This window comes from Aminobacter sp. UC22_36, assembly GCF_044056035.1.
In the GTDB taxonomy this organism is placed as follows: domain Bacteria; phylum Pseudomonadota; class Alphaproteobacteria; order Rhizobiales; family Rhizobiaceae; genus Aminobacter.
Genome location: NZ_CP171996.1, coordinates 290,983 through 306,645 on the forward strand (window position 1 = coordinate 290,983; position 15,663 = coordinate 306,645).

A 15,663-nucleotide genomic window follows, 5' to 3' on the forward strand; every position below is an offset into this window, starting at 1 on the left:
CCAAAACAGTGATATCAGGCCCCAACCTAGGGCGCTTCCGAGAGACCGGCAAATGCTATTCACCGATTCGATCGCCGCACTTTCCAGCGGCCATTTGCCATCCGGCGTGGCGATTGTGCGCATTTCGGGACCAAATGTTCGATTCGCACTCGAAACGATCTCTGGATTGCTGCCCAAGCCACGTCAGGCGCACTACGGCGCGCTGCACGCGCCAGATGGCAAGCTCATCGACCATGGCCTGACACTGTTTTTCCCAGGTCCGAACAGCTTCACTGGCGAAGACTGCGGCGAGTTCCAGCTGCATGGCGGCCGCGCTGTGGTGGCTGCCTTGCTCGCTGAGATCGGCAAGCTGCCTGGCTTCAGGCAGGCTGAGGCAGGCGAGTTCACCAAGCGTGCCTTTCTCAATGGCAAGATGGACCTTCTGGAGGCCGAGGCCCTGGCGGATCTGATCAATGCCGAGACGGAAGCGCAGCGGCAGTTTGCCGTACTGAACTCCAGTGGTGCGCAAAGCGAACTCTATCTCGGGTGGCGCAAGCGATTGATTCACGCCCGCGCAATGATCGAAGCCGAGATGGACTTTGCCGACGAGGCTGACGTGCCGGGTTCAGTGTCGTCGCAAGTCTGGCACGACGTCAGCTCGCTCATCGACGAAATTCGGCGACACGTCGACGGCTACAACAAGGCTGAGATGATCCGAGACGGCTTCGATGTTGTCATCCTGGGCGCGCCAAATGCCGGGAAATCGAGCCTCCTCAACGCGCTGTTGCAACGCGAAGCAGCGATTGTCACCGACGAGCCCGGGACGACACGCGACCTGGTCGAAGCCGTTCTTGATCTCGAGGGTTTAAAGGTTCGCATTACCGATACCGCAGGCCTGCGCGAGCCGGCCGGCAAGGTGGAGGCGATCGGCATCGAGCGCGCCAAGGCGCGCGCAAAAGGTGCCGACCTGGTGTTGTTCCTTGAGGACATGTCAATGCCGAGTGAACTGCTCGCACCCGGCGATGTCCCTTTCATCGCCATTGGCACCAAACTTGACCGCCATCAGCTGGCTGCGGTTGATGCACGCTACATACACATGATCTCCACAACGACGGGGCAGGGGATCGACGACCTTCTCAAGATGATTGGTGAGCGCGCGCGCGATGCAGTGGGACAACGTGGCGATATCCTGCCTTCACGCTTGAGGCACGTTGAGCTGCTCAAGGACGCGCAAAACTATCTTGCTGCAGCACTTGAGGCTTCGGATGAGTTACTGGAACTGAAGGCAGAAAACCTGCGACTGGCCAGTAACCGAATCGGGAGACTGGCTGGTGCAGTCGACGTCGAAGACCTGCTTGACGTCGTCTTCTCCCAGTTTTGCATCGGCAAATGATTCACGTGAAACCTTTGGCGGTGGATACGATGATTCACGTGAAACATCGCGATTGACTCGCCATCGCGCGTCCAGGTTGTTTCACGTGAAACCATCAAGCCACCGATTCTCTTGACATGAGACGGAGTTGGAGACATCTGTCTCGGCAAATGTTTCCTGGAGACCGTGATGAGTGAAAGCTACGACGTTGTCGTGGTGGGCGGAGGCCATGCCGGCTGTGAAGCGGCATCTGCTGCTGCGCGCGCTGGCGCAAAGACTGCGCTCGTAACCCTTCGACGCGACACGATCGGGGTGATGTCCTGCAATCCGGCGATCGGCGGGCTCGGCAAGGGGCATCTTGTCCGAGAGATTGATGCACTGGATGGGCTCATGGGCCGCGTGGCAGACGCTGCCGGCATTCAGTTTCGCCTGCTCAATCGCCGTAAAGGTCCAGCGGTACGTGGGCCACGCACCCAGGCCGATCGCAAGCTTTACCGGCTGGCGATGCAAGCCGCCATCGCCGAGCAACCAAACCTCACCGTCGTTGAAGCCGAAGTATCTGATTTTATTATAGATAATGGCCGCTTGAGCGGCGTCGTGCTTGGCGACGGCCGCCAGCTCGCCTGTGCCGCGGTGGTTCTGACCACTGGCACATTCCTGCGCGGCTTGATTCATATTGGCGAACGCAAGTTCCCGGCCGGACGGATGAATGAACAAGCGTCGACGGGCTTGTCCGAAACGCTGAAGCGTGCCGGCCTGCGGCTTGGGCGCCTGAAGACCGGAACGCCGCCGCGGCTCGACGGCCGCACGATCGACTGGGCGTCACTCGAAACGCAGGCAGCGGACGAAGATCCGGTTCCTTTCTCGCGGCTGACCGACAAGATCACCAATCCACAGATTGAATGCGGCATCACGCGCACGACAGCTGCTACACATCAGATCATTCGAGAGAATCTCGGCCGCTCTGCCATGTATTCCGGGTCGATCGAAGGTATCGGGCCACGCTATTGTCCGTCGATCGAAGACAAGATCGTTAAGTTCGGCGATCGCGAAGGGCATCAGATCTTTCTTGAGCCGGAAGGCCTTGATGACGAGACCGTTTATCCGAACGGAATTTCGACCTCGTTGCCCGAGGATGTTCAACTCGATATTCTGAAGTCGATCCCGGGGCTGGAACGTGCCGTCATGTTGCAGCCGGGCTACGCGATCGAGTACGACCATATCGATCCGCTCGAATTGGAGCCGACGCTCGAGACCAAGCGCGTTCGTGGTCTTTTCCTTGCCGGGCAAATAAATGGCACGACGGGTTACGAAGAGGCCGGAGCGCAAGGACTGCTTGCTGGTATCAATGCGGCTCGCCTCGCCGGCAACTGTGAACAGCTGATTCTCAGCAGGACCCAGGCGTATATCGGCGTGATGGTCGACGATCTGACGAGCCGCGGCATCAGCGAGCCGTACCGCATGTTCACGTCACGGGCTGAATTCCGGCTTTCGTTGCGCGCGGACAATGCCGATGAGCGGCTGACGCCTCTGGCATTCGAACTGGGCATCGCTTCTGCGGAACGCGAGCGGCGTTTCAGTGAAATGACGGCTCGCATTGATGCGGCGCGTGCCCTGACGCAATCGGTTGCGCTGTCGCCCAATGAAGCACGCCGTTACGGCATCGAGGTCAATCTCGATGGCATCAAGCGGTCGCTCTATGAGCTTCTGGCTTACCCGAGTATTGACCTCGCCCAACTTGTTAAGATCTTGCCAGAACTGGCGTCGATTGACCGCAAGACGGCGGAAGCCATTGAAACCGAGGCGAAATATGCCGTCTATCTGGATCGCCAGAAGGCGGATGCCGCTTTGATGCTCAAGGAAGAGGAGAGGGTTATCCCGGAAGCGCTTGATTTTGAGTCGGTTCCTGGTCTTTCCAATGAGTTACGGCAAAAGATGCGAGCCCGCCGTCCGCGTTCATTGGCCGAAGCACAGCGTATCGACGGCATGACGCCAGCGGCTTTGGCGATTATTCTCGCGCATGTGCGCAATTCTGAAGCACAGTCACGCAGGGGCGCCGCTTGAAAACAGACGCCTATGCAAGGTTGCAACAAGTCGCGGGTCCCGTTTCACGTGAAACATTTGCCAAGCTGATTGCCTTCGAAACAGTGTTCCGCAAGTGGGCGCAGCGCATCAATCTTGTGGCGCCCTCAACCCTGGACGACACCTGGGAGCGCCACATCCTCGACAGCGCTCAGATTGTGCGCCTGGGCGGCGAAGCCAAAAACTGGCTCGACATTGGCTCCGGCGGCGGCTTCCCGGGTTTGATCATCGCGTCGATGATCGCGGAGCGCGCAGGGGCGTCCATCGATCTGGTGGAGAGCAACCGCAAAAAGGCTGGATTCCTGCAGGCTGTCGTGGGCGAGCTTCGATTGCCGGCACGGGTCCATGCAAAACGAATCGAAGATGTTCACGGTACGATTCGGGCGCCGGAGATCTTGAGCGCGCGCGCGCTGGCGCCGCTGCCATTGTTGCTGGAGTTGTCTGCACCTTGGCTAAAGGCAGGCACCACGGCGCTTTTCCACAAAGGCCGGGATTACCGCCAGGAAATCGAAGATAGCGCTCATCAGTGGGGATTCGATCTGGTAGAACACCCAAGCCTGACCGACGCGCAGGGAGTCATCCTCGAGATTCGGAACCTGCGCCGCATTTAGTGCGGCGCCATGTGACGAGACGGAAAACAGCAGTCGAGCCATGAAGATCACACCTAGAATCATCACAGTCGCCAATCAGAAAGGCGGCGTCGGCAAGACGACCACCGCCATCAATCTGGCGACAGCACTTGCGGCCATCGGCGAGCGCGTGCTCATCATCGATCTTGACCCGCAAGGTAATGCCAGTACCGGCCTCGGCATCGACCGCAAGGATCGCAGCGTGTCGTCTTATGACGTGCTGACGGGCGAGCTGGAGATTGAACAGGCTGCGATGGAAACGGCCGTGCCGGGACTGTCGATCATCCCGTCGACACTCGATCTCCTTGGAATCGAAATGGAAATCGCTTCAGCGCCAGATCGCGTGCTGAAGCTGCGCAACGCTTTGCGGGCATCCTCGGAGCGGGCCGCTGGCTACAGCTATGTGTTGATCGATTGCCCACCGTCGCTCAACCTGCTGACGTTGAACTCGATGGCTGCGGCAGATTCGGTTCTGGTGCCGCTGCAGTGCGAGTTCTTTGCGCTCGAGGGTTTGAGCCAGTTGCTTGAGACCGTGGATCAGGTGCGCCGATCGATCAATCCGGAGCTGACGATCCAGGGCATCGTTTTGACGATGTTTGATGGCCGTAACAATCTGGCCAACCAGGTGGTCGAAGACGTGCGCGCCCATATGGGCGAAAAGGTCTACGACACGGTGATCCCGCGCAACGTGCGGATCTCGGAAGCACCGTCCTACGGCAAGCCGGCGATCCTCTATGATCTGAAGTGCTCTGGCAGCCAAGCCTATCTGCAGCTCGCCTCGGAAGTCATCAGGCGCGAACGTAAACTCCGGGCCGCGTAAATCGATTCGGACTCGAAACAAGCTGGACTAGACATGAACGAAGACCTTTCCAGAAAGCGCCTAGGCCGTGGACTTGCCGCCCTGATCGGCGAAATGGACAAGCCGGTTGCACCCGAAAAGCCGGCGGCCCCGGCAGACGGACGCGTGCCGATCGAGTTCGTCAGTCCGAACCCACGCAACCCGCGCCGCCATTTCGGCGAAGCCGAACTCGCCGATCTGGCGCAGTCGATCCGCGAGCATGGGCTGGTGCAGCCGGTTGTCGTCAGGCCTGCCGCCCAGGCGGGCCGCTACGAGATCATCGCTGGCGAAAGACGTTGGCGCGCCGCGCAGCGCGCAGGGGTCAACGAGATCCCCGTCATCGTTCGCGATGTCAATGACCGTACCGCGCTCGAACTTGCCATCATCGAAAACGTCCAGCGCTCCGATCTCAACGCCATTGAAGAGGCGATGGGGTATCAACAGCTGATCGACGATCACAACTATACCCAGGCCGATCTCGGCCAGGTCATCGGCAAAAGCCGCAGCCATGTGGCCAACACGCTGCGGCTGCTCAAGCTGCCGGATGTGGTTCGCGACATGCTGATCAATGGTGACTTGTCGGCTGGCCATGCGCGGGCTCTGATCACGGCCCAGGACCCGGCTGGCCTCGCCCAGCGGATCGTCGAAGAAGGCCTGTCCGTACGCCAGGCCGAGGCACTGGCGCAGCTTCCAGCAGACGCGATTGTCGAAAAGCAGTCGTCGCGTGCCGTCGAGAAGGACCCGGATACGATTGCGCTGGAAAAGCTTTTGACTGACGTCGTCGGCATGAAAATCTCGATCGCCCACAAGGAAAAGGGCGGCGAGCTGCGCATCAGCTATCGCTCGCTCGAGCAGCTCGACGATCTTTGCCGCCGCCTGAAGAGCGAACGTATGTAATTGATTCTATTGACTCTTGATTCTGAAAACGCCGGCTTGTTAGCCGGCGTTTTTGTTTCTAACGCCTGCCACCGGCGAGGCGTGCGCCTTCAACGGCAATACCCAGCATCGCCTGCCGGGCCAAGGCAACCGCAAGATCCGGCCTGCGCCGCGTCTGAAGCGTCGTCGACTGTAGCCGCGTCAGTGCGCGGTTGAGAGCGGCTGAACTCCAGCTTGTCAGCGTGCGCTCGACCGCGCGGCGCCGTGCAAAGAACACCGGCGGCCTGGCGGCCGCTATGATCGCGGCGGCGTTGCGGCTGCCGCTTTCCATCTCGCCACGCATCAAATGAATGTTCTGCAGGTGGCGGGTGGCGGCAGCCAGCAATTGCGCTGCCTGGCTGCCGGTCTGGCACTGTTTGGTGAACGCGGCGTCGAACTCAGCGATGTTGCCGCCAAGGGCCGCGTCGATGGCGTCGTCCAGGGACAGCGCGGAAACGTCGCCGGTCATATCCTTGACGTCGTCGAGGCTGATTTCGCCGCGTCCCATGGCATAAAGCGTCAGTTTCTGGACTTCGCCGCGCGTCGCCAGACGGTCGCCGCCAAGGCTGCGGCGTAGCGCGTTGCGGGCGTCCATCGCCATCGTCAGGCCAGCAGCACGCAATTCGTCGTCGATCACCGCCTCGATGTCGCGTGCTTCGTCGCCATAGCAAGGCAGGGCCATGCCGGCAAAAGCGCCTTCGACGATGGTGCGCAAGGGCGCGCCCTTCTTCAGGTCCTGGGCCTCGATCAGGATGATGGCATCGCGCGGCGGCTCGGCAACGAGCGCCTTGACGTCGTCGGCGAGGCTTTTCTGGGCCGCCGCGTTACGGACCCAGATCAGGCGGCGCGGCGAAAACATCGGCACTGTACGGGCTTCATCGACGAGGCGGCCACTGTCGCGTTCGACATCGGCGGCGTCGAGTTTGACCACGGAAAAGGGATCGTCCAGAGGCAGGCCGGTCTTGCCGGCAAAGGCTGTCGCACGCTCGGAAACAAGGCCACGATCAGGGCCATAGATGAGTACGATCACCGCCTCGGCAGCGGGGCGTGCCAGCCAGGAATCGACCTCGTGAGCTTTCTTTTGCGCCATGCCGCTCTGTTAGCACAGGCGTTTGGGTGGCCGCAGCATTTTTGTCCTGTCAGTTCTCTGCAAGCGGCCGGCAGTCCCCGGGCTCCGACGCGGATTGGGAACACTGGAAAGGCTCAGTCGTCGTCGATCAGGATACGCGCCGCGGCGCCGTCCATGTCTTCATACTGGCCGCTGCGCAGCGACCAGAGAAAGGCCGCGAGGCCGAGCCCTCCAAGAAAGAGCGCGATGGGCAGGAGAACCAGTAGGCCACTCATGACGCCATGACCTGCTTGGCCGGGAATGCCTTGGCGACATCCCTTGTCAGGTTGAGCTTGCGGGAGTTGCCAGCGCTGAGCCGCAGCCCGTTGGCGATCACGATCACCGAAGACCCTGACATCGCGAGCGCGGCGATCAGCGGCGTAACGTATCCGAACAGTGCAATTGGTACGGCGATGGCATTGTAGATGATGGCCAGAACCAGGTTATGGCGGATCAGCTTGTTGGCGTCGCACGCGGTCGCCAAGGTGAGCGGAATGGCAGCCAGGCTTTCGCGCAGGAAGACGAAGTCGGAGGCGCTGCGGCCGATATCGGCAGCACTTGCCGGTGCCATCGAGACATGGGCGGCGGCAAGCGCTGGCGCATCGTTGAGGCCGTCGCCGACCATCAGCACCTTGCTGCCCGCCGCCTTGAGTGCGTCCAGCCGCTCGACCTTGCCGCTCGGCAGGACTCCGGCTGAAGACGTCGTGATGCCGAGCGCCCTGGCCACTGCCTCGACCGCTTCGGCCCGATCACCGGAGACGATCTCCACGGCAAGTCCCTTGTGACGCAGTTCAGCCACCGCCTCGGTGGCGCCGGCCCGCAACCGATCCTCGAAGGTAAAGGCAGCCAGTTCCTCGCCGTTCTTCGACAGGGCGGTGCCCGGTGTGGCAGCAGCGTTGCAGATCGCCCAGGCGGCGCGGCCGAGCCGGTAGGTATCGGCGCCCAGCCGTGCCTCGAGGCCGAAGCCGGGCACTTCGTCGATGCTATCGAACCGCCATTCCCTTGCCGGTATTCCAGCCTGGGTTTCAGCCAGCGCCTTCGAGATCGGATGGCGCGAATGCAGGGCGATCGCCGCCGCCAGCGACAGGGTTACGGCCGGCACTTCGTGGGCGTTGGTCAATCGGGGCATGCCGAGAGTCAACGTGCCGGTCTTGTCGAAGACGACGGTGTCGATTTCGGCCAACCGCTCCATCGCTCCGCCGTCCTTGACCATGATGCCGTTCTCGAACAGGCGCCGAGCGGCTGCGACCTGCACGATCGGCACCGCCAGGCCCAGCGCGCAGGGGCAGGTGATGATGAGGACAGCGATGGCGATGGTGATCGCCTGATGCCAGTTGCCATCGGCGATCATCCAGGCAACGAAGGTCAGGAAGGCAGTCAGGTGCAGTATGGGTGCGTAAAGCGCCGCCGCCCGGTCGGCGATACGGCGATAACCGCCGCGACCGCTTTCGGCGGCTTCCATCAGCCGCGTCATCTCGGCCAGGAAGGAATCCTGCGCCCTGGCGGTCGCCTCGATGGTCAGCGGTCCAGTCAGGTTGAGCGTGCCGGCGCGCAAATCGGCACCTGACTCCACGGAAACGGGATCGCTTTCGCCCGACACGATGGCGCAGTCGAGGTCCGAGCGGCCCTTGATCACCTTGGCATCGACAGGCACGCGCTCGCCAGCGGCGAGCAGGATCCGCATGCCGGGCACGATCTCCTGAACCGGCAGATAGGCGCTGGTGCCGTCGGCCCGCAGCACGGTTGCACCACGCGCGGCGAGCCGGGCCAGACCCTTGACGGCGACGCGGGCACGTTCGCGCATGACGTGGTCGAGCGTACGGCCGATCAGCAGGAAAAACAGCAGCGACGCCGAAGCATCGAAATAGGCGTGGGGGCCGCTGTTGGCGGTGTCGTAGAGGCTCATGCCGAAGGCGAGCAGGATGCCGATGGAGATCGGAACGTCCATGTTGGTGCGGCCGCTGCGTAGCGCGCCCCAGGCTGAGCGGAAGAAGATGCGGCCTGAAAAGGCAAGGGCGGGCAGGGCGATCAGCGCCGAAATCCAGTGGAACAGGTCGCGCGTCGCATCCGTCGCGCCCGACCACACCGACACCGACAGCAGCATGATGTTGCCGGCGGCGAAGCCAGCGATGCCAAGGCCGCGGATCAGTTCGGCCAGCGTCTCGTCCCTGTCCTCAGTGCCCTGTTCGAAGAGGTGACTTTCATAGCCAAGCTTCGCCAGCGCTTCGGATAGCGGCGGGGCACCCGCGCGGTCGCGCCAGCGCACCGATACACGCCTGGTCGACAGGTTGACGCGTGCTTGATCGACGCCGCCGAGCTTGCCAAGCGCGGATTCGATGTTGGCAATGCAGGCTCCGCAATGCACGCCCGGTACCGAAAGGTCGACCTGGCGCAAGCCGTCAGGCTGGACACGGCTGGCGAGCGCCAACTCCTCGCTCGAAGGCCCCTTGGCAATAGCTGAGGGGAGGCTGAGAGCGGCATTGACGTCAGGACCGCAGCAGCTCATTTCAGCGCTCCATCGGCAATGACGATCCGGCTGGCCTCACGATAGGGCTCTTTGTCCGCAACCTTCGCTTCCGTGCTGACGATCCAGATGCCGTCGCGGACCGGCGTGAGGATTGAGAAGGTGCCGTCGGCATCGCGCTTCAGCGTCACTTGCCAGTCCTCCGCTTCATAGGCAGGCCGACGGAAGGAGGCCGTCACGCTGTCGATGGCAACGCGTGTTCCCGACACGTCGGCCAGGCTGTACCGGATCTCGCCATTGGAGATTGCCAATTCGCCGTGCCAGCCGAGCGCGGCCTGGGCGCGGGCCTCGGCAATGCGCTCATTGAACTGCTGGCTGGCGACATAGGTGTTCTGCACGACCAGGCCGGTCCAGCTGGTGTTGGCGAAGGTCGCCATGAGCAGATTGACTGTTATGATGACGCCAAAGAACGCGACCATGACGGCCAGCATGTGCCAGCCAGTGAACGGTCTTGTTTGCATGGAGCGAGAGTTCACCTGGCTACCTCCGGAACGTTGAACCTGGCGACGTAGGAGTCCGTTTCGGCGCCCGCCTTGTCGGCGACGACGAACTTGACGCTTTGTCCCTCGGCCAGCTTTTCGCGCGGCTGGCGGACATAGACTCTGATCGACATGAGCTTGTCGGGTTCGGCCTGCACCGTGATGGAACGGCCCTCGGACTGATCCATGCCAACGACGCTCATGACCGCACCGGGCAGGCCTTCGATGCTGAGCTCAAAGCTGCGTGGCTCGGGCACCATGTTGAGCAGCTTGACCGTGTAGCCATTGCGGATCGAGCCGTCGGACAGCCGGACGAATTGCGGGTTGCGGTCGTGCAGCACGTTGACTTCGAGCCGATCGCGGCTGAGCAGCGCGAAGAGCAAGGCAAAGCCGACAAGACTCCAGGCACCGGCGTAAACGAAGGTGCGCGGCCGGAAGATGCGGCCGAGGCGGAAGTGGGCGATTGCAGCATTGAGCCTGCCTTTGTCGTCGCGCACTCGCTTCGGATCGATGGTGGCGGTGACCGGATCGGTGGCGACCGCCATGTTCGACTGATAGTCGGCGAGTGTGGCGTAGGCGATCAAGCCACGCTCCTTGCTGATCTTGTCCATGACGCCGTCGCAGGCGTCGATGCAGAGCGCGCAGGTGATGCATTCCAGCTGCTGGCCATCACGAATGTCGATGCCCATCGGGCAGACCGCCACGCAAGCGTTGCAGTCGACGCAATCGCCGACCGAAAGCCCCTCGGCAGCCGCCTTCTTGGCATGGCGCGATCGCGGCTCGCCGCGCCAGTCATTGTAGGTGACGGTCAGCGAGTTCTCGTCGAGCATGGCGGCCTGGATACGCGGCCACGGGCACATATAGGTGCAGACCTGCTCACGCATCAGCCCGCCGAAGGCATAGGTCGTGGCGGTCAGGATGGCGACGGTGATGTAGGCCACCGGCGCCGCCTGGCCGGTGACGAATGCGCCGAGCAGGGTTGGTGCATCGGCAAAGTAAAAGATCCAGGCACCGCCGGTGGCGACCGCGATGACCAGCCAGATCGCGTGCTTGGCAATGCGCTTGCCCAGCTTGGCAAACGACCATGGCGCGCCATCGAGCTTGATGCGGGCGTTGCGGTCACCTTCGATACCGCGCTCGACGACAAGGAACAGGTCGACCCACACCGTTTGCGGACAGGTGTAGCCGCACCAGGCGCGGCCGACCGTCGATGTGACGAGGAACAGCCCGATGCCGGCCATGACCAGCAAGCCGGCGACATAGAAGAACTCCTGCGGCCAGATCTCGATGGCAAAGAAGTAGAAACGCCGGTTGGCGATATCGAGCAGGACCGCCTGGTCTGGTGCATAGGGACCGCGATCCCAGCGCAGCCACGGCGTCAAATAGTAGATGCCGAGCGTGATCAGCATGACCAGCCATTTGAATTGGCGGAACCGGCCGGAAGCCCGCTTGGGGAAAACCTTCTGGCGCGCGGTGTAGAGCGGTTGGCGGATCCTGGCGGAATTGACCGCCGCGACCTCAAGCCGCTCCACTTCCCTGTCGTCAAGCATTCTCGTCTCCTGCTGGACGCACGCCATCGGTTCGGCAGCGTCGCCATATGCTTTTGACCCGATCGCGCGGGGCCGGCCTTGATTCAGGTCAAGCCGTGCAAAAAAGCCCGGCATTGCTGCCGGGCCTCTCCCCCCACCCTTCGCCCCTGCGACGATGGAGGGTTATTCACCGCCGCCGAGCGAATGGACGAAGATCGCAAGCTCCTTGACCTTCACGTCGCCAAGCCGCGCGTCCCATGCGGGCATGGCGCCGTGCTTGGGATGGCGCACCTGCTGGCCGATCGCTGCCTGCCCCGAGGCATAGAGCGCGATGGCGTCGGTCAGGTCGGGCGCGCCCATCTCCTTGTTGCCCTTGGCATTGTCGCCATGACAGGCGGCGCAGTTGTCGGCAAAGACCTTGGCGCCAGCCGGAACGAGCTCAGGCGTGTCGGCCTGGCCCGAGAGGCTCGCGACATAGGCGGCGACCTCGTTGACCTGCTGCGGCTCGAGGATTTCGGCGAAGGCCGGCATTTCCGAAACATGCGTCGCCTCGTCGCCGTCAAAACGGACGCCGTGCGCGATGGTGGTGTAGATCTGCTCGATATTGCCGCCCCACAGCCACTCGTCGTCATTGAGGTTGGGGAAGCCTGGTGACCCCTGCGCGCCGGAGCCGTGGCACTGGATGCAGTTGACCTTGAAGGCGGCCGAGCCTGCGGCGGTGGCGAACTGGCGCAGCTTGTCGTCGGTCAGGATCTCGCTGACGCTTTTCGACTTCACCGCCTCGACATAGGCGCTCTTGGCTGCTTCGGCGGCGGCGAGTTCATTTTTCACGTCGGCGCGGCTGGAATAGCCCAGCACGCCTATCGTCGCGGTGCTGATCAATGGCCATGCCGGATAGGCGATGGTGTAGGCCAACGCCCAGACGATGGTGGCGTAGAAGGTCCACAGCCACCAGCGCGGCATCGGATTGTTGAGCTCGGTGATGCCGTCCCATTCATGTCCGGTGGTCTCGACGCCGGACAGTTCGTCAATGTGTTTTTCGCCCACAGATCAGTCCTCCTTGAGCGGAATTTGAGCGGCCCGTTCGGCGGCCTGTTTGCTGCCGGGGCGAAGCGCGAACAGAACCGCGCCGATGAAAAAGACGGTCATCGCCAAGAGCCCCCAGCTGTCGGCGAAATGCCGCAACGTCGTGTAGTCCATGGCCGATCTCCTAGCGGTAGCCGGTGGCTGCGTCGTAGGTCGAGAAGTCGACCAGCGTGCCGAGCATTTGCAGGTAGGCGACAAGCGCATCCATCTCGGTCAGTGCTGCCGGGTCGCCGTCGAAGTCGCCGAGCTTGGCCTTGGGATAGCGTGCCACCACGCCCGAGGTGTCGGCGTTCGGGTCGGCCTGTGCCTTGATGTCGGCCTCGGCGCTGGCGATCATCTCGTCGCTATAGGGCACGCCGACACGGCGGTTGGCGATCAGGTCGTAGCTGACGTTCTTCACCTGAAGTGGTGTTTCCTTGAGGAATGCATAACTCGGCATGACCGATTCCGGCACCACGGAGCGCGGCTCGACCAGATGCTGGACATGCCATTCGTTGGAATAGCGGTTGCCGACACGGGCAAGGTCGGGGCCGGTGCGCTTCGATCCCCACTGGAAGGGGTGGTCGTACATCGACTCCGCCGCCAGGCTGTAGTGGCCGTAGCGCTCGACCTCGTCGCGGAACGGCCGGATCATCTGGCTGTGGCAGGTGTAGCAGCCCTCGCGGATGTAGATGTTGCGCCCGGCCAGCTCCAGCGGCGAGTAGGGCCGCATGCCCTCGACCTTTTCGATGGTGTTTTCGAGGTAGAACAGCGGCGTGATCTGGACCAGGCCGCCGATGCTGACGACCAGCAGCGTGCCGACCAGAAGCAGCGTCGCGTTCTTCTCGATGGTCTTGTGTTTGTCGAGCAGTGCCATGTCGGGCTCCTTACTGGGCAGGCTGGAGGACGGGGGCTGCCGCGGGCATCGGCTCTTCTTGGCGCACGTGACCGCGGATCGTCATGAAGACGTTCCAGGCCATGACCAGCGCGCCGGCGAGGTACATCAGGCCGCCAATGGTGCGGACGGCGTAGTAGGGCACCATGGCCGCGACGCTTTCGGCGAAGGAATAGACCAGGAAGCCCTGCTCGTCGTATTCGCGCCACATCAGGCCCTGGCTGATGCCGGCGACCCACATGACGGCGGCGTAGACAACGATGCCGAGCGTGGCGAGCCAGAAGTGCCAGGTCACCATGCGCAGCGAATAGAGCCGTTCACGGCCCCACAGGCGCGGCACCAGGAAGTAGATGGCGCCGAAGGTGATCATGCCGTTCCAGCCAAGCGCGCCGGAATGGACATGACCGATGGTCCACTCGGTGTAGTGGCTGAGTGAATTGACCGCCTTGATCGACATCATGGGGCCTTCGAAGGTCGACATGCCGTAGAAGGCGATGGCGACCACCATCATGCGCACGATCGGGTCGGTGCGGATCTTGTCCCAGGCCCCCGACAGCGTCATCAAGCCGTTGATCATGCCGCCCCAGGACGGCATCCACAGCATGATCGAAAACACCATGCCGAGCGTCTGCGCCCAGTCGGGCAAAGCGGTGTAGTGCAGGTGGTGCGGACCGGCCCAGATGTAGAGGAAGATCAGCGACCAGAAGTGGATGATCGAAAGCCGGTAGGAATAAACCGGGCGTTCGACCTGCTTGGGCACGAAATAATACATCATGCCGAGAAAGCCGGCGGTGAGGAAGAAACCGACGGCGTTGTGGCCATACCACCACTGCGTCAGCGCATCCTGCACGCCGGAGAACAGCGAGTAGCTCTTCGAGCCAAGGAACGACGCCGGCACCGCCAGGTTGTTGACGATGTGCAGCATGGCGATGGTGATGATGAAGGCGAGATAGAACCAGTTGGCCACATAGATATGCGGCTCCTTGCGGTTCAGGATGGTGCCGAGGAAGACGATGAGATAGGCGACCCAGACGACGGTCAGGAAGATGTCGACATACCATTCGGGCTCGGCATATTCGCGGCTCTGGGTGATGCCGAGGAGGTAGCCGGTCGCCGCCATGACGATGAACAACTGGTAGCCCCAGAACACGTACCAGGCGAGATTGCCGCCGAAGAGCCGCGCCCGCGACGTGCGCTGGACGACGTAGAAGGAGGTGGCGATCAGCGCGTTGCCGCCAAAGGCAAAGACGACAGCCGACGTATGCAGCGGGCGCAGCCGGCCGAAGTTCAGCCAGGGTTCGATGTTGAGGTCGGGGAATGCCAACTGGGCTGCGACGACAACGCCGACCAGAAAGCCGGTGATACCCCAGAACACGGTGGCGATGACGCCGTAGCGTATCGGCCCATCCATGTAGGGCGACTTGTCCTCGGCGAGGATTTCGACCGGCGTGTAGTTGCTGGTGCGCAAACGCACGATGGCGCCTGCAACCAGGGCGAAGAACAGCACCCACATATGGGCGCCGAACTGGCTGTCCTGCGCGAAGGCGGCGCCGAGCAGGGCGGCAAAGGCCGCCAATGCCAGCAGGACGATTTCGTTTCCGTATTTCATGAGCGATCCCCGACGATGGTCGCGCGCCGGTGGTTCGCCCGGCGCCAGACCGCACACATCCATGACATCGGCGGCCCGCGCCTTGATCTGGATCAAGGTCAAGCCGGCCGTGTCAGCCCAGCCTTGGTGTCAAAGGGGAACTTCGAAAGACAATGACTGCGCCCAACGACACGCAGACCGGTTGGCAGGATGTGGCGGTGCGCGATGCCGTTGCGATCATGCGGCACGCGCATGTCGCCGAGCTCGCTTTATGCGACCGGCTGGAAGAGATCGCCGAATTCGCTGCCCAATGGTCTCGACCGCCGCAACTGCCTTTTGACGGCACGGGCGCTTGGCCCGACCATGGCGAAGATCCACCGGTTCGAGGAGCGGCGGATCTTTCCGCACTTTTGCGTGCGCCTGGGGCACAGCGCCAAGGCGGACAAGACCGTCGAGAGGCTGAAGAACGAACATCTTGAAGATGAAGGCTCTGCTGCAGAGCTGCGCGACGCATTGCGGTTCGCCGCCCGGCACGGCGTGGCTGATAACCCCGAGATGCTCGGCTTCATGCTTCGAGGTTATTTCGGCGCGGTACGCCGGCACGTCGCCTTCGAACGCGACCATGTTATCGCGTTGCTGGCACCGCCTGGGTGAAGCCAC

15 protein-coding genes are annotated in these 15,663 nt (G+C 62.4%); 6 read left to right on the forward strand and 9 right to left on the reverse strand.

Annotation, left to right across the window (positions count from 1 at the left end; genetic code table 11):
* Positions 1–52 precede the first annotated feature (52 nt).
* The 5 genes from mnmE (at position 53) to ACHMW7_RS04375 (ending at position 5,797) form a co-directional block, all read left to right on the forward strand.
* A complete protein-coding gene (mnmE, locus tag ACHMW7_RS04355) occupies positions 53–1,372 on the forward strand; it encodes a tRNA uridine-5-carboxymethylaminomethyl(34) synthesis GTPase MnmE (protein ID WP_395449133.1) in 1,320 nt (439 codons plus the stop codon).
* Positions 1,373–1,540: 168 nt separating this feature from the next.
* Positions 1,541–3,415 (forward strand): tRNA uridine-5-carboxymethylaminomethyl(34) synthesis enzyme MnmG, encoded by a 1,875-nt coding sequence (mnmG, locus tag ACHMW7_RS04360; RefSeq protein WP_395449134.1) that lies wholly within the window; start codon positions 1,541–1,543, stop codon positions 3,413–3,415.
* A complete protein-coding gene (gene rsmG / locus ACHMW7_RS04365; RefSeq protein ID WP_395449135.1) occupies positions 3,412–4,044 on the forward strand; it encodes a 16S rRNA (guanine(527)-N(7))-methyltransferase RsmG in 633 nt (210 codons plus the stop codon). The genes mnmG and rsmG overlap by 4 nt, the downstream gene beginning before the upstream one ends.
* A gap of 40 nt (positions 4,045–4,084) precedes the next feature.
* Positions 4,085–4,882, forward strand: coding sequence for a ParA family protein (locus tag ACHMW7_RS04370; protein WP_184768387.1), 798 nt, complete (start codon positions 4,085–4,087; stop codon positions 4,880–4,882).
* Positions 4,883–4,915: 33 nt separating this feature from the next.
* Complete coding sequence (locus tag ACHMW7_RS04375) at positions 4,916–5,797, forward strand: ParB/RepB/Spo0J family partition protein (RefSeq protein WP_395449136.1); 882 nt, start codon at positions 4,916–4,918, stop codon at positions 5,795–5,797.
* Positions 5,798–5,855: 58 nt separating this feature from the next.
* Here ACHMW7_RS04375 and holA read toward each other — a convergent pair whose 3' ends face one another.
* The 9 genes from holA to ccoN all read right to left on the reverse strand — a co-directional run bounded on the left by holA (position 5,856) and on the right by ccoN (position 15,024).
* Entirely contained in the window at positions 5,856–6,905 is a 1,050-nt protein-coding gene (gene holA, locus ACHMW7_RS04380; RefSeq protein ID WP_395449137.1) for a DNA polymerase III subunit delta, read from the reverse strand.
* A gap of 113 nt (positions 6,906–7,018) precedes the next feature.
* Positions 7,019–7,159, reverse strand: coding sequence for a cbb3-type cytochrome oxidase assembly protein CcoS (gene ccoS / locus ACHMW7_RS04385; RefSeq protein WP_184768384.1), 141 nt, complete (start codon positions 7,157–7,159; stop codon positions 7,019–7,021).
* Entirely contained in the window at positions 7,156–9,429 is a 2,274-nt protein-coding gene (locus ACHMW7_RS04390) for a cation-translocating P-type ATPase (protein ID WP_395449138.1), read from the reverse strand. The genes ccoS and ACHMW7_RS04390 overlap by 4 nt, the downstream gene beginning before the upstream one ends.
* Positions 9,426–9,923 carry a FixH family protein gene (locus ACHMW7_RS04395; RefSeq protein WP_395449139.1) on the reverse strand — a complete coding sequence of 166 codons (498 nt, stop codon included), beginning with the start codon at positions 9,921–9,923 and terminating at the stop codon, positions 9,426–9,428. The genes ACHMW7_RS04390 and ACHMW7_RS04395 overlap by 4 nt, the downstream gene beginning before the upstream one ends.
* Complete coding sequence (gene ccoG / locus ACHMW7_RS04400; protein WP_395449140.1) at positions 9,920–11,476, reverse strand: cytochrome c oxidase accessory protein CcoG; 1,557 nt, start codon at positions 11,474–11,476, stop codon at positions 9,920–9,922. The genes ACHMW7_RS04395 and ccoG overlap by 4 nt, the downstream gene beginning before the upstream one ends.
* Before the next feature lie 162 nt (positions 11,477–11,638).
* Positions 11,639–12,502 carry a cytochrome-c oxidase, cbb3-type subunit III gene (ccoP, locus tag ACHMW7_RS04405; protein WP_395449141.1) on the reverse strand — a complete coding sequence of 288 codons (864 nt, stop codon included), beginning with the start codon at positions 12,500–12,502 and terminating at the stop codon, positions 11,639–11,641.
* 3 nt (positions 12,503–12,505) lie between these two features.
* Positions 12,506–12,655, reverse strand: a complete 150-nt coding sequence (locus tag ACHMW7_RS04410; RefSeq protein WP_395449142.1) for a cbb3-type cytochrome oxidase subunit 3 — start codon at positions 12,653–12,655, stop codon at positions 12,506–12,508.
* A gap of 10 nt (positions 12,656–12,665) precedes the next feature.
* Positions 12,666–13,397: a cytochrome-c oxidase, cbb3-type subunit II gene (ccoO, locus tag ACHMW7_RS04415; RefSeq protein ID WP_395449143.1), complete on the reverse strand. Its 732-nt coding sequence runs from the start codon at positions 13,395–13,397 to the stop codon at positions 12,666–12,668.
* A gap of 10 nt (positions 13,398–13,407) precedes the next feature.
* Positions 13,408–15,024 (reverse strand): cytochrome-c oxidase, cbb3-type subunit I, encoded by a 1,617-nt coding sequence (gene ccoN, locus ACHMW7_RS04420; RefSeq protein ID WP_395449144.1) that lies wholly within the window; start codon positions 15,022–15,024, stop codon positions 13,408–13,410.
* Between the two features lie 342 nt (positions 15,025–15,366).
* On the opposite strand from ccoN, the gene ACHMW7_RS04425 reads away from it, so the two are divergent.
* Entirely contained in the window at positions 15,367–15,657 is a 291-nt protein-coding gene (locus ACHMW7_RS04425; protein WP_395449145.1) for a hemerythrin domain-containing protein, read from the forward strand.
* Positions 15,658–15,663: the final 6 nt, after the last annotated feature.